19 protein-coding genes and 1 pseudogene are annotated in these 25,218 nt (G+C 69.5%); 7 read left to right on the top strand and 13 right to left on the bottom strand.

Annotation, left to right across the window (positions count from 1 at the left end):
• Positions 1 to 1,233 precede the first annotated feature (1,233 nt).
• Positions 1,234 to 2,481 carry an MFS transporter gene (locus OG507_RS33385; RefSeq protein ID WP_327370826.1) on the top strand — a complete coding sequence of 416 codons (1,248 nt, stop codon included), beginning with the start codon at positions 1,234 to 1,236 and terminating at the stop codon, positions 2,479 to 2,481.
• Positions 2,482 to 2,896: 415 nt separating this feature from the next.
• On the opposite strand, the gene OG507_RS33380 is transcribed toward OG507_RS33385, so the two are convergent.
• Genes OG507_RS33380 through tdh form a run of 3 tightly spaced genes read right to left on the bottom strand, consistent with a single transcriptional unit; the run spans position 2,897 to position 6,172 of the window.
• Positions 2,897 to 3,859: a LysR family transcriptional regulator gene (locus OG507_RS33380; protein ID WP_327370825.1), complete on the bottom strand. Its 963-nt coding sequence runs from the start codon at positions 3,857 to 3,859 to the stop codon at positions 2,897 to 2,899.
• A 53-nt stretch (positions 3,860 to 3,912) separates the two neighbouring features.
• The gene (locus tag OG507_RS33375; protein ID WP_327370824.1) at positions 3,913 to 5,106 is read right to left on the bottom strand and encodes a glycine C-acetyltransferase; all 1,194 of its coding nucleotides are present in this window, start codon (positions 5,104 to 5,106) and stop codon (positions 3,913 to 3,915) included.
• Positions 5,107 to 5,143: 37 nt separating this feature from the next.
• Positions 5,144 to 6,172 (bottom strand): L-threonine 3-dehydrogenase, encoded by a 1,029-nt coding sequence (gene tdh / locus OG507_RS33370; RefSeq protein WP_327370823.1) that lies wholly within the window; start codon positions 6,170 to 6,172, stop codon positions 5,144 to 5,146.
• Between the two features lie 342 nt (positions 6,173 to 6,514).
• Between tdh and OG507_RS33365 the strand changes: the two genes are divergently transcribed.
• Entirely contained in the window at positions 6,515 to 7,204 is a 690-nt protein-coding gene (locus OG507_RS33365) for a FecCD family ABC transporter permease (RefSeq protein ID WP_442811057.1), read from the top strand.
• Positions 7,205 to 7,213: 9 nt separating this feature from the next.
• Here OG507_RS33365 and OG507_RS33360 read toward each other — a convergent pair whose 3' ends face one another.
• The 4 genes from OG507_RS33360 to OG507_RS33345 form a co-directional block, all read right to left on the bottom strand.
• Complete coding sequence (locus OG507_RS33360) at positions 7,214 to 7,642, bottom strand: TIGR03668 family PPOX class F420-dependent oxidoreductase (RefSeq protein ID WP_327370821.1); 429 nt, start codon at positions 7,640 to 7,642, stop codon at positions 7,214 to 7,216.
• A 39-nt stretch (positions 7,643 to 7,681) separates the two neighbouring features.
• A complete protein-coding gene (locus OG507_RS33355; protein WP_327370820.1) occupies positions 7,682 to 8,506 on the bottom strand; it encodes an LLM class F420-dependent oxidoreductase in 825 nt (274 codons plus the stop codon).
• A 266-nt stretch (positions 8,507 to 8,772) separates the two neighbouring features.
• Positions 8,773 to 9,657 carry a peptidase S1 gene (locus tag OG507_RS33350; RefSeq protein ID WP_327370819.1) on the bottom strand — a complete coding sequence of 295 codons (885 nt, stop codon included), beginning with the start codon at positions 9,655 to 9,657 and terminating at the stop codon, positions 8,773 to 8,775.
• A 194-nt stretch (positions 9,658 to 9,851) separates the two neighbouring features.
• Positions 9,852 to 10,313, bottom strand: coding sequence for an RCC1 domain-containing protein (locus OG507_RS33345; RefSeq protein ID WP_327370818.1), 462 nt, complete (start codon positions 10,311 to 10,313; stop codon positions 9,852 to 9,854).
• Between OG507_RS33345 and OG507_RS33340 the strand changes: the two genes are divergently transcribed.
• Entirely contained in the window at positions 10,294 to 10,548 is a 255-nt protein-coding gene (locus OG507_RS33340) for a hypothetical protein (protein WP_327370817.1), read from the top strand. The genes OG507_RS33345 and OG507_RS33340 overlap by 20 nt on opposite strands.
• Positions 10,549 to 10,589: 41 nt before the next feature.
• Here OG507_RS33340 and OG507_RS33335 read toward each other — a convergent pair whose 3' ends face one another.
• Positions 10,590 to 11,294: a hypothetical protein gene (locus tag OG507_RS33335; RefSeq protein ID WP_327370816.1), complete on the bottom strand. Its 705-nt coding sequence runs from the start codon at positions 11,292 to 11,294 to the stop codon at positions 10,590 to 10,592.
• An 82-nt stretch (positions 11,295 to 11,376) separates the two neighbouring features.
• On the opposite strand from OG507_RS33335, the pseudogene OG507_RS33330 reads away from it, so the two are divergent.
• Positions 11,377 to 11,769, top strand: a pseudogene (locus tag OG507_RS33330) (transposase); the annotation flags it as partial.
• Between the two features lie 3 nt (positions 11,770 to 11,772).
• On the opposite strand, the gene OG507_RS33325 reads toward OG507_RS33330, so the two are convergent.
• From OG507_RS33325 to OG507_RS33310, 4 genes are all read right to left on the bottom strand, one after another.
• Positions 11,773 to 12,267, bottom strand: a complete 495-nt coding sequence (locus OG507_RS33325) for a hypothetical protein (protein ID WP_327370814.1) — start codon at positions 12,265 to 12,267, stop codon at positions 11,773 to 11,775.
• Between the two features lie 391 nt (positions 12,268 to 12,658).
• Complete coding sequence (ltrA, locus tag OG507_RS33320; protein ID WP_327370813.1) at positions 12,659 to 14,149, bottom strand: group II intron reverse transcriptase/maturase; 1,491 nt, start codon at positions 14,147 to 14,149, stop codon at positions 12,659 to 12,661.
• A 685-nt stretch (positions 14,150 to 14,834) separates the two neighbouring features.
• Positions 14,835 to 15,224 (bottom strand): hypothetical protein, encoded by a 390-nt coding sequence (locus OG507_RS33315; RefSeq protein WP_327372185.1) that lies wholly within the window; start codon positions 15,222 to 15,224, stop codon positions 14,835 to 14,837.
• 98 nt (positions 15,225 to 15,322) lie between these two features.
• On the bottom strand, positions 15,323 to 19,810 hold the full coding sequence (locus OG507_RS33310; RefSeq protein ID WP_327370812.1) for a nucleic acid/nucleotide deaminase domain-containing protein: 4,488 nt from the start codon (positions 19,808 to 19,810) through the stop codon (positions 15,323 to 15,325).
• A 1,156-nt stretch (positions 19,811 to 20,966) separates the two neighbouring features.
• Between OG507_RS33310 and OG507_RS33305 the strand changes: the two genes are divergently transcribed.
• From OG507_RS33305 to OG507_RS33295, 3 genes are all read left to right on the top strand, one after another.
• Entirely contained in the window at positions 20,967 to 21,500 is a 534-nt protein-coding gene (locus tag OG507_RS33305) for a hypothetical protein (protein ID WP_327370811.1), read from the top strand.
• 213 nt (positions 21,501 to 21,713) lie between these two features.
• Complete coding sequence (locus OG507_RS33300; RefSeq protein ID WP_327370810.1) at positions 21,714 to 24,164, top strand: GTPase-associated protein 1-related protein; 2,451 nt, start codon at positions 21,714 to 21,716, stop codon at positions 24,162 to 24,164.
• 122 nt (positions 24,165 to 24,286) lie between these two features.
• Positions 24,287 to 24,775, top strand: a complete 489-nt coding sequence (locus OG507_RS33295; protein ID WP_327370809.1) for a hypothetical protein — start codon at positions 24,287 to 24,289, stop codon at positions 24,773 to 24,775.
• A 34-nt stretch (positions 24,776 to 24,809) separates the two neighbouring features.
• On the opposite strand, the gene msrB is transcribed toward OG507_RS33295, so the two are convergent.
• Positions 24,810 to 25,217, bottom strand: a complete 408-nt coding sequence (gene msrB / locus OG507_RS33290; RefSeq protein WP_327370808.1) for a peptide-methionine (R)-S-oxide reductase MsrB — start codon at positions 25,215 to 25,217, stop codon at positions 24,810 to 24,812.
• Position 25,218: the final 1 nt, after the last annotated feature.

The following is a 25,218-nucleotide window of genomic DNA, read 5'->3' as shown; positions in this document are numbered from 1 at the left end:
GGAGGCACCTGGATCCGGTACGCCGCCGAAGACCCCCTACGGTCACCATCGGGCTGGACTCCACAGGGGACTCAACACAGTTGAACCAGTGAACTGGCCAGCACCCAGGCCGTGGTCGACTTGGGTGGTTCCTCATACCTGCGGGCGTCCCCTTCGGTCTGGTACTCCGCAGCGAGGCACCGATGACACCGAAGCGGTCAGCGGCAACCGTCAACGACCACGACCCAGGCGATCGGCCCAGCGACGAAGACCGCGCCGCGGACGGCGAGGACGCGGCCGAAGAGGCCGTAGGCCCCCCTCGCCCAGCTGACCGGCTTCGCCACGGCCCGGCCTCCATGGGTCGTCAGGCGAGAGTATCGGCACCTTACGTTCTGCTTGCGCCTGGATCTCATAGTGAGATTCGTGAGCAGTCCCATGGAATGCCTCATCGTAAGAGGCCATGGCTCCCCGGATGGCTGCACCGGCAACACCGCGGCGCCGGATAAGGGACGCCAGCCACGTAAAGAAGCCCATGACCACGGCCAGGGCACCGGCGACTACCAGAAGCGGCAGAAACTCATCCATGAGACGAGCCTATGTCCGACCGCCGCGTAGGTCAGTTACGCACCCGCCACCTTGCCGTCGCGGCGAGCTGATGACACTCGGGCCCCTTTCTCCACAGGTGCTGGCTCCACCTTGACGCGCGAACGCGGTCGGCCGAGGAGGCTGCCGCCTGCTGTTGCCGGGGGCTCACCTATCAGTGCGTCACACGACCAGGCTGGTCGGCGGTCCCGAGCAACCAGCCGACATGGCCCTTAGAGATCACGCAAGATCACGAACGCACCCAGCACAGCGGAGAACTCGCGACAGTTGATTACGCGAGCTCACCAGTATCACACCCCTGTTTCGGCCTCGGGCCGGAAAGCGCCTACGGCGGGAAAGCACCCGGAGGAACTGATCGGCCCGGCCCGTAATCGCCTTTCACGTCGGGCTGCCGCGGACTAGTGTGCGGGGCGGCAAGTGACCCATGAGGAGCGAGACATGCCCGGTCGTCCGAGCGCGCGTTGACGTCGTAGGCCGTGAGCGGCCTGTCATCGCGTGCTGCCCTTGATACGCGGCACAGCGAGCCTTTTCCCCGCCTGAACCCAGTCGGTGCACCTGCCGTGCGCCCGGTGGCGGGTCTCGTCCGCGGCAATTCAAGGGGTTTCTGTGCCGTCCGCTTCCGCCGGATCCGAATCCGTATCTCATCGACGTGTGCCGCCAGGTCCGTGGCGGGACGGCGACTTCCGCAGACTCTGGGTGGGCCAGACGGCCTCCCAGCTCGGCGAGCACGCCAGCCTGGTGGTCCTGCCGCTGATCGCCGTACTGACGCTCGACACCGATGCCGGCCGGCTGGGCGTCCTCCGCGCGGTGGGACAGGCACCGATCCTGCTGCTCTCGCTCTTCGTCGGCGCGTGGGTGGACAGATGGCGGACCCGCACTGTGATGGCACTGGCGGACCTCGGCCGCGCCCTCGCGCTGGGCGGAGCCGCCGTGGCCGGCCTCCTGGGCGGACTCGGCCTGCCGGCTCTGTTCATGGTTGCCTTCGCCGTCGGGGCCCTGTCCGTGTTCTTCGACGTGGCCTACCAGACGTCTCTCGTACGACTGGTGAAACGTGATCAGCTGGTGCGAGGAAACAGCGCACTCGAAGGCAGCCGGTCCGCGGCCCAGATCGGGGGCCCCGCCCTGGGCGGCATGCTGGTGTCGCTGCTGTCGGCACCGATCGCCGCCGCGGCCGGTGCGCTGTTCTTCGCGCTGTCGTTCCTGTCGATCAGGCGGATCCGCCGCCACGAGTCGGTCCCGCGACGGCCGGAACGCTCTCCTCGGGTCCGGCGGCGGATCCTTGAGGGCCTCCGCTTCGTCGTCGGTAACGCCTCACTGCGGGCCGTGGGCCTCGCCTCGGGTGCCTTCCAGTTCTCCTTCGCGGCCATGATGACCGTCCATCTGCTCTTCCTGACCCGGGAACTGCACCTGTCGGGCACCGCCGTCGGGCTGACGCTCGCGGCGACGGGACCGGGCGCGATCCTGGGCTCGCTGCTCGCGGCCCGCCTCCCCGGCCGGTTCGGTCACGGCACGGTGCTCATCTCCGCGGCGGCACTCGGCGACGGCGTGATGCTGTGCGTGCCCGCGCTGCACGGCGCCTCGGCGGTGACGATCCCCGCCCTGGTCGCGGTCAACTTCGTGTTCGGCACCTTCGGCCAGCTGGTGAACGTCACGGTCATGGCCGTCCGGCAGGCCGTCACTCCGGACGGGATGCAGGGCCGCGCGGTCGCCTCCATCACGTTCGTCGGCATGGGACTGACCCCGCTCGGCTCACTGCTCGGCGGCTTCCTCGCGCAGGAGTGGGGTCTGCGCGCCGGCCTCCTGGTGACAGCCACCGGCATGATGCTGTCCCCGCTGCTGATGGCCCTCTCCCCGCTCGCCCGCCTGGGACGAACGCTGCCGGCCCCGCAGGGCACGTAAGGGACCATCCCCACGGGTACGGGGATGGTCCCCGTTCAATGGACCGGTTGAACTCGGCGCGTTCCTGCTCCCTGCACCCGCGCAGGACGTCGTCCTCACCCGCGGCAAGTTGCTCCGGACGGCGGTTGGCGGTGCCGCGCACAGGAGTGCACTCCGGGTGCGGGAAGTGCGGCCGGCCGGTCGAGTTGCAGATCGTCCGGGTGGAAGAGTGCCTCGGCGATCCGCTGCACGTGTCGAGCCACATGTCGGCATCGGCTGCCTGGAAGACGATGCCGGAGTCGGCGCCGAGGTGCTTGGCTGCCCGTCCCGGCGTCGACCGGCGCAGCCCGTACCGTTCGCACCGATCCGTCAAGCGTCACAGGAGGCGAGACGACGTCCGCTCCGGCCTCGGCGTGCTGCACGGCCATCTGTCACATCAGGTGAGACGTCGCGGTGGGGTCGATGTCTCCGGTGAAGCAGGCAGCGGCAGTGCCGCTTCCCGTACCGCCGCCGCGGCCAGTGCGTCGAGCACCGGTGCGATCAGCGGGTGCCCCTCCGCGCCGTGCCGCACCGCGGCGAAGACACGGCGGGTCGGGGCGCTGCCCTCCACCGGACGCACCACCACCCCCGCAAGCTCCATCCCCCGCAGCGCCGACCGCGGCACCAGCGCCACCCCGGCACCCGCACCGGCCAGGGCGACCACCGCACGGAAATCGTCCGAGGAATGCTCCAGCCTCGGCTGGAAACCGGCGAACTCGCAGGCCAGGACCACCACGTCATGGCACGGGTTGCCGGGGTAAGGGCCGATCCACGGGTCCTTCTCCAGGTCGGCGATCGCCACCTGTTCCTGGTCGGCGAGCCGGTGCCCGACCGGCAGTACGGCGTCGAACGGTTCCGAGTACAGCGGTACCCGGGTCAGCCGCCGGTCGTCCTCGTCCGGTGCGCCCCGGTACTCGACGGCGACCGCGACATCGACCTGCCGGTCCAGCACCATCGGCACACTCGCATCGCCCTCCGCGTCCTGGACCCGGACCCGGATGCCGGGCGCGGTGAGCGTCAGTTCGGCGATCGCGGGGGCGAGGACCAGGCCGATGCCGGTGGCGAACGCGGCGACCGTGACCGTACCGGCGTCCCCCGCGCTGTAGGCGGCAAGCTCCGCCTCCGCCCGTTCCAGCTGGGCCAGCACCGCGTTGGCATGGGTCAGCAGGATCTCCCCTGCGGCTGTGAGCCGGACGCCGCGCGCGCCGCGGTCCACCAGCCGGTGCCCGGTCTCCTGCTCAAGCGCGGCAAGCTGCTGGGACACCGCGGAGGGCGTGAGATACAGCGCGGCGGCCGCGGCGGTCACCGTACGGTGGTCCGCCACCGCACGGAGAATGCGCAGCCGCCGTGCATCGATCATGTGCCCCATTGTCCCAGGTCACGAAGGGCCCGGACGACACCCGCCGACAGGCGCTACTCCCCCAGCGCGGCCCGCGCGTCGACGAACGCGTCCACGGCGCGGTTCACATCCGCCGTGGAGTGCGCGGCGGAGAGCTGGACGCGGATACGGGCCGCGCCCTGCGGGACGACCGGGTAGGAGAACCCGATCACGTACACACCGCGCTCCAGGAGCAGCTCCGCCATCCGGCCTGCCTTCGCCGCGTCCCCGATCATGACGGGGGCGATGGCGTGGTCGCCGGGCAGGATGTCGAAGCCTTCCTCGGTCATCCGGGTACGGAAGAGCGCGGTGTTGGCGTTGAGCTGCTCGCGCAGGTCGCCCGCGGCCTCCAGCAGGTCCAGGACCTTGAGCGAGGCCGCCGCGATGACCGGGGCGAGCGAGTTGGAGAAGAGGTACGGGCGCGAGCGCTGGCGCAGCAGGGCTACGATCTCGGCGCGGGCCGCGACGTAACCGCCGGACGCACCGCCGAGCGCCTTGCCGAGGGTGCCGGTGATGATGTCGACACGGTCCATGACGTCGTGCAGCTCGGGGGTGCCGCGGCCGCCGGGGCCGACGAATCCGACGGCGTGCGAGTCGTCGACCATGACCATGGCGTCGTAGCGCTCGGCCAGGTCGCAGATCTCGCGCAGCGGGGCGACGTACCCGTCCATCGAGAACACGCCGTCGGTGACGACGAGCCGGCGCCGGGCCCCGGAGGCCTCCTTGAGCTGCGTCTCCAGGTCGGCCATGTCGCGGTTGGCGTAGCGGAAGCGCTTGGCCTTGGAGAGGCGGATGCCGTCGATGATGGAGGCGTGGTTGAGGGCGTCGGAGATGACCGCGTCCTCCGGGCCGAGGATGGTCTCGAAGACACCGCCGTTGGCGTCGAAGCAGGAGGAGTAGAGGATCGTGTCCTCCTGGCCGAGGAACGTGGAGAGCCGCTGCTCCAGCTCCTTGTGGACCTCCTGGGTGCCGCAGATGAAGCGGACCGAGGCCATTCCGTAGCCCCAGCGGTCCAGCGCCTCGTGTGCGGCGGAGATCACCTCGGGGTGGTCGGCGAGGCCCAGGTAGTTGTTGGCGCAGAAGTTGAGCACCTCACCGGGGCGGCCGCCCGCGGTGACGGCGACGCTCGCGGACTGCGGGGTGCCGATCACGCGCTCGGGCTTGTGGAGCCCGGCGGCCTTGATCTCGTCGAGGGTGGTGCGCATGTCGTCGCGTACGGAGTCGAACATAAGGGTGTCTCCCGGCTCGATAGCTGGATACGGGTGGTCAGGAGGTCCAGTCGAGGATGACCTTGCCGCCGCGGCCGCTCGCCGCGTCGTCGAAGGCCGCTTCGAAGTCCCGGTACCCGTACCGGCCGGTGATCACGGGGGCGAGGTCGAGGCCGCCCTCCAGCAGTACGGACATGGCGTACCAGGTCTCGTACATCTCGCGGCCGTAGATGCCCTTGATCGTGATCATCGAGGTGACGATGCGGGACCAGTCGACGGGGAACTCCTCGGACGGCAGTCCGAGCATGGCGATCCGGCCGCCGTGCGTCATGTTCGCGATCATGTCGCGCATCGCCTCGGGGCGGCCGGACATCTCCAGGCCGATGTCGAAGCCCTCGCGCAGGCCGAGCTTCTGCTGACCGTCGGCGATGGTCTGCTCGCCGACGTTGAGGGCGAGGCTGACGCCGACCTTCCTGGCCAGCTCCAGCCGGGCCTCGCTGACGTCGGTGATGACGACATTGCGGGCGCCCGCGTGCTTGGCGACGGCGGCGGCCATGATGCCGATCGGTCCGGCGCCGGTGATCAGGACGTCCTCACCGACCAGCGGGAACGAGAGCGCGGTGTGCACGGCGTTGCCGAACGGGTCGAAGATCGCGGCGATGTCGAGGTCGACGGGAACCCGGTGCACCCACACGTTGGACGCGGGCAGCGCGACGTACTCGGCGAACGCCCCGTCCCGGCCGACGCCGAGCCCGAGGGTGGCGCGGCACAGGTGGCGGCGGCCTGCCAGACAGTTGCGGCACTTCCCGCAGACCAGGTGGCCCTCGCCGCTGACCAGGTCGCCGACGTTGATGTCGACGACGTCGGCGCCGGTCTCCGCGACCTCGCCGACGAACTCGTGTCCGAGGACGAGCGGGGTGCGTACGGCCTGCTGGGCCCAGCCGTCGTAGTTCCGGATGTGCAGATCCGTGCCGCAGATGCCGGTGCGGAGCACCTTGATCAGTACGTCCGAGGGGCCGATCTCCGGCTCGGGCACGTCCATCAGCCAGAGTCCCGGCTCGGCCTTCTGCTTCACGAGTGCCTTCACGGCTGCGGCTCCCTGCGCTGGTGCGGCGTTGAGTACCCCGGGCCGGGGGCAGCCCTGAGAAAGCCTGCGGCCCGGGGAAGAATGAGAGGGACGGCATGGCAGCACGCGTCGATCGGCTGCCGCGCACCATCCTCTGCCGTCACGGAGAAATCTGCCGCACCCCGCGCCACAGGTCCATCGAGGATTTCTTAAGCGCGCCCGCAGCTCCGCTTCACGCCTTCCCGCGATTCCGCTTCCTGCACGCCCGGGCTCCGCGCCGCACCTTTCCGTACGGCCCCAGGAAGCGCGCCCGCCCGCTTCATTCATCTGGTGCGGCAGCGAAGGGTGGCCCAGCTGTGATCGTTGCGGTTCGGGCGATGGTCCCTGACCGTCCGCCTGGTGCTGGTCCTCGCGGCCGCCGTCGTCACGGTGTTCTCCATAGGCACCGGTACGTACGTGCTCACGCCCGCCGAGGGGGTCCGCACCCTGTTCGGGGACGGGCCGCAGGGTGCCCACTTCATCGTGTGGGAGCTGAGGCTGCCCCGGGCCCTCGACGGGCTGCTGGTCGGCTTCGCCATGGGCAAGGCCGGTGCCGTCTTCCAGTCCCTGACCCGCAACCCACTGGGCAGCCCCGACATCACGGGGTTCGGCAACGGCGCATCCGCCGGTGCGCTGGTCTCCATCGTCCTCTTCGAATCCGGCGCTCCGCAGACGGCGATCGGCGCCGTCTGCGGAGGACTCGCGACCACCGCCGCCGTCTGCCTGCTGGCATGGAAGAGGGGCGTGCACGGCTACCGGCTCGTACTCGTCGGCATCGGGGCGTCCGCGGTGCTCGGCTCGGCCACCAGCTATCTCTACGTACGTACCGGGTCGGCGGGCCCCAACGTGCTGCCCGCCGCCTGGATGGGCGCGGTCCTCGTCGGCGGAGCCGACTGGGCGACCCGACGGATCGCCAGTACGACCCTGCTGCCGGTGGGGGTCGTCACCGGTGTCGCGGGCGGCGTCTACCTGGCGTGGCTGCTGCTGCGGCAACGCAGATCGGGCCGGCTGTGACGTGCCGGCTCATGACGCGCGCCAGCCGCTCCAGCGCAGGACCGAGACCTCGACGACCGGTCCGCCGGGGGGCCGGTCGGCGTACTGCCGGTATTTCGCCGTGAGCAGGCCGATGCCCCGGGCGGCCTGCGGCGACCGGCCCGGCGGCGGGAGCACGCGGGCCTCGCCATCGGCCCTGGCCCACCACAGACGGTCCCAGTCGTCCTCGTAGTGGTCGGTTAGCAGGCAGACCGACGGGTTGGCCGCGATGTTGGCCAGGCGTCTGAGCCGCGTCGTCCGCTTCGGCTTGTGGTCCACTGCCAGCATCACCGCGTCGCCGTCCAGGGCGAACACCACCGGAACCAGGTGCGGGCGGCCCGCCGCGTCGGCCGTCGCGAGGTGGGCGATGCGCGCCACGGCGAACCGCTCCCGTGCCTCGGCGCTCGTCAGGGCGGGCATCGCACCCGTCTCCCGTCGGCTCTCCCCTCGGCTCTCCCCTCAGCCGAACCGGGCCCTGAGTTCGACCAGCCGGTCCAGGTACTCCAGGGTCTCCCGTTCGGGCATCGTCGGCACGTAGAACAGCAAGCGCTCGACCCCCAGACGGCCGTAGCCCTCGACCTGCTCGGGATCGTCGGGAACCGCGTACACCGCCACCGGCACCTCCCGGTCGGCAAGCGCGCGCAGCCGCTCGATCTGCGGACCGATCTCCTGCGGCGACGTACTGAGGGCCAGCCACGCGTCTCCGAGCCGTGCCACCCGCCGGAACGCGCCCTCACCGCCGCCGACGTAGATCGGCGGATGCGGGCGCTGCACGGGCTTGGGCCAAGCGAAGACCGGGTCGAAGTCCACGAACTCCCCGTGGAACTCGGCCTTCTCCTCGGTCCAAAGCTCCCGCATGGCAAGCAACCGCTCGTCGGTGAGCCGGCCTCGGGTGGCGGGGTCGGTGCCGTGGTTCATCATCTCCTCACGGTTCCAGCCGATACCGACGCCGAGGATCACCCGGCCGCCGGAGACCAGGTCGAGCGAGGCCACCTCCTTCGCCATGATGATCGGGTCGCGCTGCGGGATCAGCGCGATGCCGGTGCCCAGCAGCAGCCGCTCGGTCACCACGCCGATCGCCGTCAAGGCGACGAAGGGGTCAAGGGTTCGGTAGTACATCTCCGGCAGCTCGCCCCCGGCCGGGTAGGGCGTCTTGCGGTCCACCGGGATGTGGCTGTGCTCGGCGATGAACAGCGCATCGAACTCACGTTCCTCAAGGGCGGCTCCGAGCGCGGTCGGGCTGATCCCCTGGTCGGTGATGAAGGTCGAGACCCCGAATTTCACGACGGCTCCTCAAAGGCTCGGGTACGGGAAGGACGGGTGGCACCGATCTCCTGACTACCCGCCCCGGGTGATCACGCCCCCATGACCACCCGGGTGAACCATCACGCCGTACGGCATGCGGCATGCGGCATGCGGCATGCGGCATGCGGCATGCGGCATGCGTGACATGACACCGCGCCGCACAACGGATCAACTCCGTTGCGCGGCGCGGCGGACATCAGTGGTCAGGCCTCGGACATCGGGCGCCGGACATCAGGCGCCAGGCGTCAGGAAAGCGCCAGCTCGATGATGTTTTCGGCCTCCAGGACCCACGACGCGTTCAGGCCGCCCTCCTTGACCCGTGCGTCGCCGTCGCCCCTGAGGACGCCGATGCGGTTGCCGGACAGGGCGATCTGAATGGCGTGGGCGTACTCGTGTACCCACGCCGCGCTCAGGCCGCCCTCCTTCACGTACGCGTCGCCGGTGTCCTTCAGGACGCCGATGCGCCGGCCCGACAGTTCGAGCTGGATGACGTCGTGGGACTCCTTGACCCACCTGGCGCTGAGACCGCCCTCCTTCACCCAGGCGACGCCGTCACTCGTGAGCACACCGATACGGTTGCCCGCCAGGTCGATGCCGATGACGTTGCCGGACTCCTTGACCCACGGGGCGCTGAGGCCGCCGTCCTTCACGTACGCATTGCCGTTGCCCTTCACGATGCCGATGCGGTTGCGGGACAGCTCCAGTTCCTTGACCTTGTGGGCCTCCAGGACCCACGGGGCGCTGAGGCCGCCGTCCTTCACGTACGCGTCGCCGTTGTCCTTCAGGACGCCGATGCGGTCGCCCGAGAGCGCGATCTGCTTGACGTCGTCGGCCTCCCGGACCCAGGTCGCGTTGAGAGCGCCCCCCTTCACCCAGGCGACGCCGTCACCGGTGAGGACTCCGATGCGGTTGCCGGACAGAGCAACCTGCTTGATCTCCCCGGCCTCCTTGACCCAGGTCGCGTTGAGGCCGCCCTCCTTCACGTAGGCATCGCCGTTGTCGCGCAGGGTGCCGATGCGGTTGCCTCCGTCGCCGGAGACCGTGCCGGGTACCGCGTCCGCCGTGGACGCACCGGTGAGGCCGGCCAGGGCCAGAACGGCGGCGAACGCGGAGAGAGTCTTGAGATTCATCCGAGTAACTCCTGTACGCAGAGCAACCCTTGGGCCCAAGGAGCGGAGCCCGCGGGGGATTGAACAATCCGAAGACGGTCAACGAACGGAACCGCGGACGGTGCGTGGGCCATTGGAGTGAGGGGGGCGCACTGAGCAGGGTTCCTGCCGCGCGCCGGGCTTGGACGGCAGGGACGTGACGCCGCCGGCCAGGATCAGTAGGCGAAGCTGGACTTGCCCAACTCCGTCGTCGCGACGCGCAGGACGGCGCTGCCCGGCGGAAGGACGGTCATCGGCTTGCGGGTGGAGTTGATCGTGCCGTCGCCGAGCTGCGCGTTGGCATCGGCGCCCCAGGCGATCACCGAACCGTCGTCGCGGGCGGCGACGGTGTGGTCCACCCCGCTCGCGATGTCCGTGACGCCCTGGAGGACATCGATCGGCACCGAAGTGGTCCGGTTGAACAGGGTGTCGTCACCGAGCTGCCCGACGTCGTTCGTGCCCCAGGCACTGACACTGCCGTCGTCCAGGGTGGCGAAGCTGCTGTAGGTGTTGGCGGAGAGCTTGGCAACGCCTTCGAGCCACAGGACGTCGACCGGCGCGTTGCTGTCGGTCAGCGACTCGTTGCCGAGCTGGCCGAAACCGTTGTAGCCCCAGGACTTGACGGCGCTCGGCGGCAAGGAGGACTACCGGCTGCACGCGGTCATCGACGGCCCCTCGCGTGCCGTGCCCGACCGCATGCTCCAGCGCACCGGCCCCATGTCCGAGGTGGAGAAGCAACGTTGTGCCGCGTCCCGGCCGATGACCAGCACCCCGGTGGGCGCGGGCTCCGCGGCATCCTCTGCGGACAAGGGCCAGTTGGACGTCCCGACCGCGCCGGGCGTGCGGGCGCTGCGTACCGTCCCGCTGGACTGAGCGCACCGCACGCCTCCGTGGCCGCCCCCCTCCGTGGCAGCTCAGTCCAGCAGGGTCGTGACCACCAGGAAGTCGTCGTGGGCCTCGCCGTACTGCTTGGCGGCGAGAAGGAACATGGAACGGTCGGTCAGGGCCCTGGCCAGCAGGGCCCGGCCTTCCTCCGCGCCCAGGTCGTCCAGGCGGCGGGCGAGTGCCACGCCGTTGTCGAAGAGCGGCCGGAGCGGTTTCAGAATGCGGTGGGTGCGGTTCTCCCGGTGGAGCGCCGAACGGATGGTCATCCTGCGGTGGGTGGCGATCAGCCCCGGGAGATGGCGGTGGGGGTCGGCCGCGGCCGCCTCGGTCAGGCGGGCGGTCTCCTCTTCGAGGGCGGGGATGCCCTCGACGTACGCCTGCCTGGTGTCGTGCGACCAGGTGGTGGAACCGAACGGCGGTGCGGGTGTACGGGCGGACGCCGCCGGCTCCTCCGCGCGGCCCGACAGGCTCAGCAGCATGGTCCACCAGGACAGGATGTTGCTCCAGCTCTTGCGCTCCCCCGTCTCCCCCAGTTCGGCGAGGAGACCGAGTGCCTCTTTCCTGGCCGCCCTGGCTCCGGCCCGACGCCCGGCGGCGTCCAGCATCTGGGAGTGGCGGACCAGTTCCCACGTCAGGATGGCCAGTGACGTGCTCCCGGCATCGAGTTTTCGGCGGCAGGCGTCCACCATGTCCGCGAAGGCGTCCAGGGCCTCGTCGCCGCGTTCCTTCTCCAAGTGGCAGGTGATCAGCGTGGCGTCGAGGTCCAGGACCAGACCGGGAAGCTTCAGGCCACAGGCCCGCGCGGCAGGTATGCCCCGTCTGATTTACGCGATCCGCGAGTGCCGGGGCCGCAAGGACGAACCGAAGGGCTTCGGCTGCCGCGATCTGGTCCTCCGCGCCCATGCGCAGCTCAGCGGTCCGATCGTGCTGGTGTGGGACAACCTGCGCATGCACCTGGTCACACCACTGCGGGAGTTCTTCGAGGCCAACGCCCAATGGCTCACCGTGTTCCAGTTACCGACGTACGCTCCGGACCTCAACCCGCAGGAGGGTATCTGGTCCCTGGTCAAACGCGACTTCGGCAACCTTGCAGCCGCTGACCTCGGCCAGGTCACCCGCGCCGTGAAGCGCAAGCTCAAGATGCTGCAGTACCGGCCGGAGGTGATCGACGGCTGCCTGGCGGGCACCGGCCTGACCCTGCCGGCGTGATCGTCAGAAGATGCCGAAGAAGCGATGCCACCAACTGGGCCGCTGAACGTGCCCGGGCAGCTGGCTCGGCCCGTCGTAGTCGAGCTCCAACAGCTCCTCGGCAACCACCACATAGCCGAGCTCGACCAACGCTCGATTGACCTTGGCAAGGTCAGCGCCGTCCAGCTCGCCCTCGGCCTGGGCGTCCTCAGTCCCAAGGAAGGCGCCGGGGTTGTCCGCGCAGACCAGAGCCAGTGAGCCGAACTTGCTCACACAGACGACGATCCGGGTTCCGCATACGGTCGCGTCCCCGGGCACGACGACGCGTCCGTACTCGCTGGAGTCCTGAGTGTCCTGCTCTGCCGTGCAGCGAGCTGCGAAGTCACCTTCGAGCCGAGTCACCAGACCGCCGATGAGGGCTGCGGTCTCACCGCGGTTGTAGTGCTGCGGCCACTCCAACCACTCCGGATCATCGAGCTCACGCAGCAACGCCAGCAGATCCGCTTCACTCTCGGTCATGTCCTCATCCTGACGCGACAGCCACACGCGGAGCGGCTCGGGGTACCACCACGTTCACGCTGCCCCGACAACACCCGTTCAAGTTCAGTAGCCTGCACGCAGAAAGTGACTTCCGCTTGGTACGACAGAACCCCTCGACAAGGTTCATCGTCCCAATTCGGAAGGCAATTTCGTGTTCTGGGCCACCACCTGAACCGCCGCAAATGAAACGGCGAGGTCAGCACGCTGTGGTGGAAGCCGGGGTCGTCCAGTTCCATGGCGTGAAGTCGGCCCGGAGCGCGGTCCCGGCCTTTCGGCCGGGTCGTTTCTCCGGGCCGCTTCCCGCACCCGCCGTGCGCCTCTCAACGCAACGGGCGCTCCACAAGCCCCGGTAGTTCCTTGATGGTTGCCTTCATCCCGTGATCGGCCATGGGGAGGGGATGACTGATCCGCGGTAGCGGTAGCGCGTGGTGTGCACTCTCGCCGGGCTGAACAGATCCCGTTCCTCGCTGGCCGGCCACCAGCCACCGCCGCAGAAGCGGCGGCGCAGGTCCTTCCAGTTCATCCGGGGGTGCTTGCGCCGAAGCCACCAGATCACCCGGCCCCAGACATATGAGCTCAGGTACTGGAAGACCGCGCTCGACACTCCCGGCCGGAAGTAGGCGCACCAGCCCCGCAGCATCCGGTTGAGACAGATGAGCAGGGTGTCGAACGGCACGTCCGTGCCTGTTCTGCGGCACTGTGCCTTGACCTTGGCCATCACGGCCGCGAGGGCCTTGCGTGACGGATAGGTGTAGACGTAGTGCTTGTTGGTGCCTCGCTTGCGATGGCGCTGGATGCGCCAGCCAAGAAAATCGAGGCCCTCGTCGATGTGGGTGATCAGTGTCTTCCCCGGTGACAGGCGCAAGCCCATCGTGGAGAGGACTTGGGCGGCCTCTTCCTTGAGCGCCTCCGCGTCGGCCTTGGTGCCCGACACGACCAGGCACCAGTTGTCCGCGTATCGGATCAGCCGGTAGTTCGGCAGTCCGCGACGGCGGCGTTTCTGGCGGTCGTTGAAGGTGCTCGCCGGACCTCCCGGGCCCCGGGCAACATGCTCGTCCAGGACGGAGAGGGCCACGTTGCTCAGCAACGGGGAGAGGATTGATCCTTGCGGGGTTCCAGCGCCGGTCTCCCTGAACTCCCGGTCCTCACCGAGGATCCCGGACTTCAAGAATGCCTTCACCAGGGCCAGGACGCGTTTGTCCGCGACGCGAGCGCGCACCCGGTCCATCAGGGCGGCGTGCGAGATCTCGTCGAAGCAGGCTTTGATGTCGCCCTCCACGATCCACTCGTAGGAGTGGGAGGTGAAGTGGCGGACCTCGGCCACCGCGTCATGGGCCCGGTGATTCGGGCGGAACCCGTAGGAACACGGGAGGAAATCCGCCTCGAACACCGGCTCCAGCACCCGTTTCAGGGACGCCTGCACCACCCGGTCCCTCACGGTCGCGATCCCCAGACGGCGCTGCTTGCCGCCCGCCTTGGGGATCATCCGTTCCCGGACCGGGAGCGGGCAGAAACTGCGGCCCTTGAGCGAGGAACGCAGCCCGTCGAGGAAGTTCTCGACGCCCCGCACGGTCTCCACGTAGTAGGCGGTCTCGCCGTCCACTCCTGCCGTGCGGGCTCCCTTGTTGCCCCGCACCCGAACCCACGCGACCAGAAGGAACGCGGGGTCGGCAACGAGGTTGAACAGATCACTGAACCTGCGATGAGGATCCTCGCGGGCCCACCGGTGCAGCTTCGTCTGGATCTCCAGTACCCGGTGCTCCGCCCTCATCAGGACGTACTCCAGCTCGTCGGTATTCACCAACGACACCTCCTGGCCTTCCAGTTCTTCCGCTGCTGACTTGCTGTCCTCCTTCGCCATGTACGCGCCTCTCGCGCGCTCGGACTACTACGAGGACTCCGCCACGATCCGCTGCCATCAGCCGACGACGGGCCTGCCCTCCGCCCGGTTGGCTGCCGGGATTTGGGCGGCATCGGACCGCTTCCCACGTTCACCGCTATCCGGTTGTCGAGTGAGCCGCCCAGCTGTACCCCGGCAGCATCGCCATGCCTACGCCGCAGACCTTCAGCATGGCCTCCGCGCCAGCGCACTTCACCAGCGGCGGAGTCGCGACCGCCGCGATTAGGCGGTCACGCGCACTGCACCCGGCCCAGATCCACCAGGTTCGAGCCGGTTCAAGTGTTACGAGGCTTCAGGCACTGGTTCCTCTCGTACGGCTTCTCGTCTCGCTTGCCGGGCCCGTACCGTCTGGCAGTACCAGTACGTCCCGTCGTTGTCAGGGCTGCTTGCCGCCCTCCCGCGCGTCTCCGCGATCAGGCTGCCCTCAGTTTCACCGGCCTGCTGCGACAGACCAGCAGCGGGGGTCTTTCACCCCCGCCCGGAAATAGCGGCGCCTCGTGGCGCACCATCGCGTACTTGAAGTCGATGCGTCAGCGGACCGCCTCGGCTGCCTGCCGGTCCGAGGACCGAACACGAACTGCAGCACGCAGACGGTGCCTTCGTATGCCGCGGCGACCACTGCGAGACCAGGCGGCCCCCTCGGAGATCAGCCTTCAACGCGGATCAGGTAGGGACTCATGTCGTCGTCGGCATCGCCGGCCTGAAATCCCGCGGATCCGAGAATTGCGATCAACGTCGCGTACATGTGCTCGGTCACAAAGCCGAAATACCGGAACGCCGATGACTGGATCTCACCCTTCTGCGCACTCTCCGCTGCAGCGCGATTGAGGGACGGATTGATCAGCCATCGAACGAAGACTCCTCCCCTGGAGTCATCTGCCGGGTCCACCCAGACCAGCGCGCCCAGCGCGGCAGACGCCTGGTTTACGTCCCGATGCACGGTGAACCCGGCCATCGCCAACGCTTCGGCCACCTTACCGGCCAGATCGTTCCGTTCGGCGATCTCCGCCTCGCTCGCCTTTTTGATTTCGAACATCACTACCTGCTGTCATTTCGCCATGAGGAGGGGTGGATGACCCATCGGGTCACCCACCCCATTGCATCACACAGGCCCTAGCCGGCCGAGATCAGGAGCTAGGGGCGCCCCTGGGCCTGGATCAGACCCGCCAGAACATTCTCGAACGCCCTGTTCATCAGTCCATTCGATCCCCACTGCACGGACCACGTGATCTCTGTGCCCTCCTTGAGGAGGTTCTCCAGATTCGGTCCGCACACGGGGCACGGCTGCCGTTCGGTGTAGAGCGCGTTGATCTGCTTCGGTGAGACATCCTTTGCGGCCAGCTGAGCGAGGATGTCGTCCTCCGCGTGGAACCCGCCCCCCTTACTGAAACCGATGACGAGATCGCCGGTCTTCGGGTCATTCCAGCCCGGCACCCTCGCGACGGCCACATTCCTGTTGCCGAAGATACCGAAACCCGACTCGATTCTGGCCCGATAGGCCATGTTGGAGAGTTCGGTGCTGTTGTACGCGATCAGCCCGACGCAGGAATACTCGGGAACCGGACTCCCGATGGTGCCCATCGGAACGACAGTCGCGACCCGCGGCTTCGGCGCGACAGAGGCGACCCGCGACACCTTCCGGCAGGAGGCGTAGAACTTCTCCGCCATCTTCCCGGCGATTCCGGCCATGGCGGCATCGGAAAGCCTGAGGGCGCTCAGCGCCTTCCACGCGTCGACGAAGCCGATTCCGGTCCTGGCGGCACCGTCCATCGCCCGGACGGCGTCCGCGATGGGACGGATGATCTTGCCGGCGAACATTGCCGCCACATCCACCACGGCCCAGGCGCAACCGCCCCAGCTCCCGTTCTCACCACCGGGGGTGAGTTTCTGGGCGCATCGGATCCAGCTGCCGAAGAGGATGTCGACGGGGTCGATGCCCTGCTGGTACTCCGCGATCGTGATGGTGTGCGTGACCTCGGTGTACAGCGTGTCCGTCTTGTGCTCGCCCAGGTACAGCGTGTCCCCGGAGAAGCACGAGTTCTCCCAGACCTCCGTGGTGCACATGTACAGATCGAGGTCGGCCTTGTACCCGATCTTCTGGGTCATCGTGCAGTCGCCGTCGTAGGCGAGCTGGTCCCACCAGCCGTCGCAGCCCTCGGTCTTCTTCAGGATCTGGGGTTCGCCGACCTGCTCGATGTGGTCGACGACGTAGAACACGCCACCGATGAGTCCGCCGGCGTCGTCCGGGACCGTCCCGGTCTCGATCTGCTTGGTGTTCCCCGCGTTCTCGGCCTGAGTCGCGGCTTCCTGGGCTGATTCGGCGTACGCCTGGGCGTCCTTGGCGGCTTCCTCGGCCGCTGTCGCTGCGGCGTCGGCCCGCTCGGCGGCGGCTCTGGCCTGGCCGGCGGACTCTTCCGCCTGCGTGGCAGCCGCGCGGGCGGCGTCCGCGTCGAGGGCGGCGGCGTCGGCGGAGGTGCGGGCGGTTTCGGCGTAGCCTTCGGCGCGGCCGGCGGCCTCGTCGGCGGCCACTGCGTCGGCGGTGGCCTGGGCCTGGTAGCCGATGGTGCGGGCCAGTGACTCCTGCGACTTCGCGGCGGCGGTCGCCGCGGCGGCCGCGTAGGTCAGTGCCTCCTTCGAGTAGCCGCGGGCGTCCGCGGCGTGTTTGGCGGCGTTCGCGGCGTGCTGGTAGGCGGCCTTGGCGTCGCCCTGTGCCTGGTCGGCGATGATCTGGGCGGCCGCGGCCTCCTCGGCCGCGTTGGCGGCGTGGGCGTCCGCGACGGCCTTCTGCTGCTCGGCGATGGTCTTCGCCGCCTGGCCGGACAGGACCACCAGAGAGGCGGCCGAGTCCTTGGTGACGTAGGGCGAGCCGAGCTGGATCGCGTCGTTCGCGGGAGCTGCGACCTGCGCGGCCGAGTTCCCGGCGTCCACCGCGGCCTGCGCGGTGACATAGGCGAACCCTGCCGCCTTCGCTGCGGCGACGGTGGCCTTGTCGGCCTCGGCCTTGGCCGCGTCCGCCTCGGCTTTGGCCGTCTTCGCCTGTGCCTCGGCCTCGTTGGCCGCCTTGACCGACAACGCGGCCTCGGCCGAGGCGTGCTCGGAGGCGTCGATGGCGTCGGCGGCGGCGCTGGTCGCGGTGCGCACCGCGGCGTCCGCCTTCAGCTTTGCCGCCTGCGCGTCGTCCGCGGCTGCGCGGGAGCGCTTGGCGGCGGCCTCCGCACGGGTCGCCGCCGCGTCCGCGTCCGCTGCCGCCTGGGTGGCCGCGTCGGCCGCAGTTCGAGCCCGGCCGGCCGCCGCCTCGGCGTCGTTCGCGTGCTGGTCGGCCTCATTGGCAGCCGCCCGCGCGGCGTCCGCCGCTTCCCCCGCTTCCAGGGATTCGGCGTAGGCCTCCTTGGCGTCGGCCTTGGCGCGCGCCGCGTCCGCCTTCTGCTGGGCGTCCCACGCGTCGTCGCGCAGTTCCCCGGCACGATCCTTCGCAGTTTCGGCGTCGTTCTTCCGGGCCACCGCCGTGGCCTCCGCCGTCTCGGCCCTGCCCTTGGCTGCCTCGGCGTTGGCCGCTTCGGCTTCCGCGGTCTGCCGGTGTTGGGCCGCCTCCGACTTTTTGAGGTCGGCGGTCTCCTTCTCCGCCTTCGCCGTAGCCTCTTCGGCCTCGGCCTTCAGCCGCTTGGCGTGCGCCTCGGCCGCCGCCGTTTTCGCGTCTGCCTCCGCGGCCAGGGACTCGGCGAGCTTGGCCTCGGCCAGCTCCTTGTCCTTCTTGGCGTTGTCACGGTGCAGCTTGGCCGCGTCCGCGGCCGCCTGGGCCTGCAGTTCGGCCCGGTAGGCCGCCTGCTTGCGGAACTCCGCCTTGGACTGCGCGGCCTGCGCCAGCGCCCGCTGGGCAATCGTGGCGCTGTCCGCGACAGCCGCCCGGGTGGCCGCCTCGGCGGTCTCGCCGGCCTTCACCAGCGCCGCGACCGCGGCCGCTACTCCCTGCGTGACCTGCGCCTTCTGCTGGCCTACCAGCAGACCGCGACCCCGCGGCGCCCCGTTGGCGTCCGCGATCGCGTACGCCGCCTGTTCGGCGGTGGCGCTGGCGGTCTGGGCGGCCGTCGCGGCCGTCGCCTGGCGCTTGAGCTCGGCCAGCTCGGCCTGCGCTCCTGCGCGCGCGGCGCTCAGCCGCTGTGACGCCTTGGTGAACTCCGTGGACGGCGGAACGCTGCCGTTGTGCTCGGAGACCTTGAACAGCACCTTCTGCGTGGCAGCGGTGCTGCAGGCGGCCGCGAGCGCGTCCTGCCCGGCGGTGTACGTGGGGAAGTTCAGGCACTTGTTCGCCCCCAGGTTCTGCAGGGTCGCGCTGACCCGGGCGCTGAACTTCCACGTCTGCATGGGCGTGCCGTTGCAGGTCCAGATCTGGATCTTCGTCTGGTTGGTGGCGACGTCGAGGCACTTCTGCGAGTTGACGTTCTGCAGGCTGTAGCCCTCGCCGTAGCCCCCGTTGATCCTCCACTGCTGGGCGGCTGCCGTGGAGCAGGCGACGACCTCGACAGCCGTGCCGTTCGCGGTGCCGGAACCCTGCACACCCAGGCACTTGCCGGTCGCACCCGGGATCTGGACGGCCATCGGGGAGGTACCGATCCAACCAATGCCGCCCGAGGACCAGTAATCCTGCCAGCGGGTGATGTGGTCGGCGACCCACGAGTGTCCGAGTATCTTGCCCATCGACTCGGATGCCATGGTCAGCGCCTGGACGGCGTTCTTGTTCGCGGTCAGGATGTCGTTGCGCTTGGCGGCCTGCGAACCGACTTCCTGCTGCCACTCCGCCCCGGCGGTCGCGGAGACCTCGCCCAGGACCTTCTCCGGGTCCATCGGATCACGCCACGCACAGGCGGCGAAACGGGACTTGAGGTCCTCGACCGCGACCCGGTGCTCGGCGGTACCCGGCACCGGCGCCTTGTCCGGGAAGCCGCCCGAGCTCAGGAAGAGGCGGGCGTTGTCCGCGCCGGTCGGCTCCAGGCTCCAGTCCGTCAGGTGCTCGTAGGCGGACCGCAGGGCGAGCTGTCGGTCCCAGTCCGGCAGGGACGGGTCGGGTTCGCTGCCGTACAGCGGCTGTCCCAGAGCCTTGACCGCAGCGACGGTCTCCGCGTCCGCCGGCGGAGTCGCGTCCTCGTAGAAGTCGCTCTCGTCCTTCCAGAACCGGTCGGCGATCCACCCCATGAGACCGGTCTGGGAATGGAAGTCCTCACCGTCGTCACCGCTGGTCCCGGGCGGCCACTCGAAGTCGGCGACAGAACCAAAGCCCCCGGGCGTCTCGAGCCCGGATATCTTCCAGCTGTCGTGAAGCGCGTCGAGCCGGTCCAGCTCAGCAGATGCGGCATCCCGGTCCGACTGGTACGCGGTGGCGAGCGGCGTGTCTTCCCAGTAGTCCCGGTTCGCCAACTCCCGCAGCCGCTCCGGACTCTGGTTGAGAGCGTCCTGCGCGCTGACGGCCATGGCCGGCCCGCCCAGCCGCAATACGTCGCTCATCAGGCACTGATCCTGCCGCAACTGCTCGGCGGCGGTGTCCTCGTACCAATCGTAGTCGGCGGCCAACTCGGTCGGCGGTGCCGTGTATTCGGTGCTCACACCCACCCCCGCCAACAAGGCCATGGCGAGCAACGGCGGGAGCAAACGGCCTGTCAGGCGGGAGAGTCTAAGCAGGGGTCTGGGAGACCCCGGGGGTCTGGAGCGCAATGGAATACCACTTCTGGCCAGGGAGCCGACCGAAGGCTGCGGCGGGGCCGGCATGACTCAGCGGCCTCGCGCCCTCGAACCTGACGGTCGCTCAAACAATGGGTCCGAACATAGAACAAAAGTCCGAACTTGGGGGCAGGATGGTACCCAGAGGGCGGCAGGCGTGAATAGAGGATGATCTTTCCCCGGCAGGAGAGTTGAGAAGCTGTTGTCTTTCCGGGTGCGGTCGCCGGGCTTTCAGCGGAGTAGCCGTCGGCACCGGCGGCTGGCAAGACTTCCAAGCCATCAGCTAACCCCACCGATCGTGTGCCGCGCCCATAACCATGGGCGCGGCACAGCCACATCAGCTCCGAAGAATCAGTGGAGACACCGGTAGCGGGTGCGCTTCGACAGCACGTTGTCGACGGCGAGTTGGGCGATCCGGGTACCGTCGGCAATTCTTGCGGGTGCGACGTCGGCGGCGCCCAGCTCCCCGCACGCTGGAGAAGTGCTCGATGACGCTCCGGTCGAAGTGCGGTGTGCACGGTATGTGACACTGATCGTCACGTGAAGCCACGGGCAGCGGACTTGATCTCAGCAGACCGGTTCCTACCAGGAACTTCACGCCCGTCCGGGAGCGGAGCTCCTCGCGCAGCAGCAGGCTCCCTTCACGCGGCCTCACGACCCGTTGCTGTCAGCAGCTCATCGACCCCTGGTTGTTTTCAAGCCATGGACGGATACCGGCTCCGGCCGATGACACCCGCCTCGCGCCACCCCAATTAAGTTCCGTTCAAGGGGAGTTGCCCGGGCGGCCCCGGCTGCCCGCCTCGCGTCTTCACGCGAGCACAACGGCATGGAAATGTTGTGATCGGCGCCACACCACAACGCTGCGTGCACCGCGCCGAGCCAAATTGATCGTTTTATGCGTGCATTACGGCGGCCCACCCACCCGACCTGCACATACACAGAGCCAGAAGCGCCTCTGCGCGCTCCGATGGCCGGTATGGACTCTTACTCGAAAACACAGGCTCCGCATAAATTTCCAACGTTTGCAGCGATCACGTTCATCCGCTTCAACGGGAGGGGAAACTCCATGTTCAACACACTCAGGTCCACCGTCTCCGCCGCACTGGCCGTCATCGCGGTCGTCGCTCTCGCCGCACCGCAGGCGTCGGCCGCGGAGCGGCCCAGCGCCTCGTCCGAGAATGCCGCCGTGCAGGTCGCGGAGACCGCCGACGCCACGACCCGGGCCATCGCCCAGTCCGACCCGCAGGCCGTGGCCGCCGCCGCGAACGTGTGCGGAACCGGATACACGCTGAGCAAGGGGATTCCTCTCCCGCTGGGAACCGATCCCCAGCTGCGCCTGGCCACCCTGTTCGCGTATGAGAACGGCGGCAAGGGCTGCGCGATCCTCGACAACAACGTGGGCGCCTCGCGGTACATGTACCTGAAGGTCTGCAAGGTGGACGGCACGGGCTGCGACACCGACACGGGCAACTTCAGCGAGTACGCGGGCCCGGTCTACGTCTCCAGCTTCGCCTGCGCACCGGTGACCGCAAAGATGGGAACGTCCTCCAGCAGCCTCTTCATCAACTACTCGTCCGACTACGTTTTCCCTTGTAACTAGAGGCGCGGCCGGCAAACGCCGGTCACTTGCCCCTGAGGCCTTTCGCCAGGGTGCATGCGGGGGCGGCGCGCCTTGATAGCGTCGCTCCCGCGATTGCGGACCGCTCCCCGCCGGGGTCGTCGCTGCGCCCGGATGGCCTGCCCTCGACGGCCGACGGAGCGAGCGTGTTGACGGTACGGGGACGTTCGCGGCAAGGACGAAGAGGGCCGACGCATGAGCCTCGCGCAGTTGCACTACACCTCTGCCTCTGCGGGGGACGACGGGGGCGACGCACGGTTCACGGCGGTCAGCGCCGGGATCCCCACACCGGTGCTGGCCGAGGCCGAGCAACTCCTCGGCTACGAACCGCCGCCCGGGGCCCCGTACCACCCGACCACCTCCGAACTCCGCGCGTTCCCCGAGGCGTTCAGCTTCAGCGCACTGTCCGACGGCAGCCATCTGCTGAGCCGTACGGTGGCCCTCGGCGGCCCCGGCGCCGGACGTTTCCACGCGCACGCCGTACATCTCCCCGCCGGTACCCAACTGCCGGGCGACGCACTGCCGATCACCGCGTGGCGGTCGCCGAACTGGGCCGCCACCGCACCAAGCGGCGGTACGCCCGGCCGAATAGCCTCCCTGCCCGCCTCCGCCTCCTTCGGGCCCGAGGCGCTCAATGACTTCGCGGTCTCCCGGAGCCCCTGGCTGGCGGCGGTCTTCGCCGATCTGCGCCGGGTGAGCGAGGAACCGTCCTCGGCACGCCTGGTTCTCGTGGAGCGGCAGAGCGCGGACGTGGCCCGGTGGATCGCGCTCGCCGGGGCCGTGCTCCCGCCGGAGCACGCGCGACGGCTGACCTTCACGACCTACACCCGGCGTCCCGCGCGGTCCCCGTACCAGATCGTCGGGGTGCTGCCGCAGGACGCACCGGGGCCCGGCGGCTCCGGCATCGCCTTGCGGGTGCACACCTGCACCGGGGCGCGCCCCGAAGGGGCGGTGGACGACGCCTGGGCCGAGACCTGCGCCAGGATCTGGCGCAGCCGGTCCCCGGAGCTGTTCCGGACGGCGGCGGAGCTGCCCGGCGAGCCCTTCGCCGCCGGACCGCTCGCCGTCACGGCGCTCTGCGCGGGCGTCGCGCTCGGCCCCGCCGGGCGTGCCGCAGCCGCGAAGTGGGCCGCCGAGCGGCCGTACGCGCTGGACGAGGAGCGGACGCGGCAGCTGACCGACGCGCTGACCGCTCCCGGCATCGACCGCACCACGGACGAACTCACCGGTGTCTCAAGCCTGTTGACGGCTCTGGACGGGCGGTCCCCCGCCGCCACGACCGCATCGCTCGCCGCTCTGCTGGTGACGGAGGCGGTACGCGGTGGCGATGTCGCACTCGAACCGCCCGCGCGCTCGGCCTTCGCCGAACCGGTCGGTGAGCGTGCCGCAGCGGCACTCGTCGCGGCCCTGGGCGACGACCTGCGTACCGAACTCGCCACCGGTGCGACCACCGCGGCGACCACGCCCACCGTGCCGGGCCGGGGTGTGGCACGCGCAGTGCAGCTGCTGCGGATCGCGCGGCTGCTCGATGTGGACTGCGCGGACCTGCTCCCCGATGTCGTACGCCGCATGGCCAGGTCGCTGCTGAACGAAGGGGCGACGGACTGCGCGCCGGTGCTGCTCGACCTCCTGGACGAGCAGTTCGACGTCCGTACGGCGCTGCTGGGCGAACTGGACCGGATCGCGCCGCACGATCCCGCGGCGACGGAGCGGCTGCTGACCGGGGTCGCTCTGCCCTTCACAGGAACGCAGGCGCTGCCGCATCTGCGGATGTGCGCGGCAGCGCCGGCCGCCAGGGCGGGCGGCGGCGACCGGATGAAGGTCCTGCACACGCTGGTCCGCGCCGGTGGAATGTCACCTTTCACCGAACCCCTGGTACTGCGGACCGGGATGGGGCTTGTGTGGGGCGAGGAGACGCCCACGGCCGGCGAGGCCCGGCAGCTGCTGGGCGGAACCACCTCCGACGCGCACCGCACGGCCGGTACGTGGTCCGCTCTCGTGGCGGCGGCGCTCGGCGCCCCAGCCGACGACGAGGAGGCCCCCGAACTCGCCCACGACCTGCTGCGCGGCTTCCCTCTGGAACTCGACGCCCGGGTGCGCGGCGCCCTGCTGCTCCTGGAGTTCGCGCGGGACGTGCGGTCGGGGGCGGCTGAGCCCGGCTGGGCGGAACGGGCGCTCAGGCTGCGCGCCGGGGCCGAACCGGTGGAGCCGGGCGTACGCGACCAGGCGTTCGGCGCGCTGGCCGGGAAGCTGCTCGCCGCGGACCGGCCCGAGGCGGAGCTGTACGCGTTCGTCCACAGCGACGACGCGGATCTCGTCGCGGCCTACGGCAGGATCGCCCGGCAGGACACGGTCCTGACCCGGCTGCGCTCCGACCCGTCCTATGTGGCCGACTGTTTCACCGTCTGGAGCTCCCATCCGCACGCGGGCCGCGCCTGGAGCGAGACCCGTACCGCACTGCTGGCGCAGGTGCTGCGGCCGGTGGTGCGCGGTCTGTCCGCCGATGAGGTGGGGGCGGTGGAGGAGGCCGCCGAGCGCACGGGCAGCAGCCGCACGGCGGAGGCGTTCCGGGCGTGGAACCGGCCGAGCGGCCTCGGCAGGCGGCTCGGCAGCAGACTGACGGCACGGGTGCGGCGGGCGCTGTAGCGGCAGCGCAAGCGGCCCCGTGGAGCCCTGGGTGTCATGGCCCGCCCGGGGTGACCGGTACCGTGTGACATACCGATCTCGTGTGCTCCCGGCGGGCTGCGTGACACCCCCAGGAGGAACAGATGACGACGAACCGCGGACGCAAGGACGTCATCCGGGACCGGATGGCCGCGACCGGAGAGTCGTACAACGTCGCCGCCCGCAATCTGAAGGCGATGAAGGACATGGGCGCCACGCGTGAGGCCGTCCTCACCCAGCGCTGGCACCCCGCCGACTCGCTCGACGTACCGTGCCCCTGCGGCGGCACGTGCGAGCCCGGCGAGCGGTGCGAGCGCTGCCACGCGCTGCACCGGCACGTGGCGCGGTACCCCGGCAGCGTCACGGATGTGGAGACCTGGGCGGACCGTTACGACTGCATGGGCTGCGCGTCCTCGTACATCCTGACCGTCGTGCTGCCCGGCCGGCCCTGGGGCGTCGCCGAGACGGTGGTCCGGGGCGGTTCCGCGGAGCCGGTCGTGCGGGCCCGGGTCTTCCCGGGTGTCGCCCATCCGCTGCTGCGGCAGGAGAACCCCAAGGACAACGAGAACCCCGAGAACGACGACGAGGGCTGACGCCGGGCGTCAGCCCCCGATCGGGTCGTGGCCGTCAGCCCTCGTCGGGCGTCAGGCGCAGTGAGATCGAGTTGATGCAGTACCGCTGGTCCGTCGGGGTCGGGTAGCCCTCGCCCTCGAAGACATGGCCCAGGTGCGATCCGCAGCGCGAGCAGCGGACCTCGGTGCGGACCATGCCGTGGCTGCGGTCCTGGATCAGTTCGACCGCGTCCGTGTCCTTCGGGTCGTAGAAGGACGGCCAGCCGCAGTGCGACTCGAATTTGGTGTCGGAGCGGAACAGCTCCGCGCCACAGGCGCGGCAGGAGTAGACGCCCGTGGTCTTGGTGTCGGTGAATTCACCGACGAAGGCGGGTTCGGTGCCGGCCTGGCGCAGGACCGCGTACTCGGCGGGCGTCAGCTCCGCACGCCACTGCTCGTCCGGCTTCTCGATGTCGTACGACACG

This window comes from Streptomyces sp. NBC_01217 (assembly GCF_035994185.1).
Taxonomy (GTDB): Bacteria; Actinomycetota; Actinomycetes; order Streptomycetales; family Streptomycetaceae; genus Streptomyces.
This window is presented reverse-complemented; position numbering and strand designations above follow the sequence as displayed.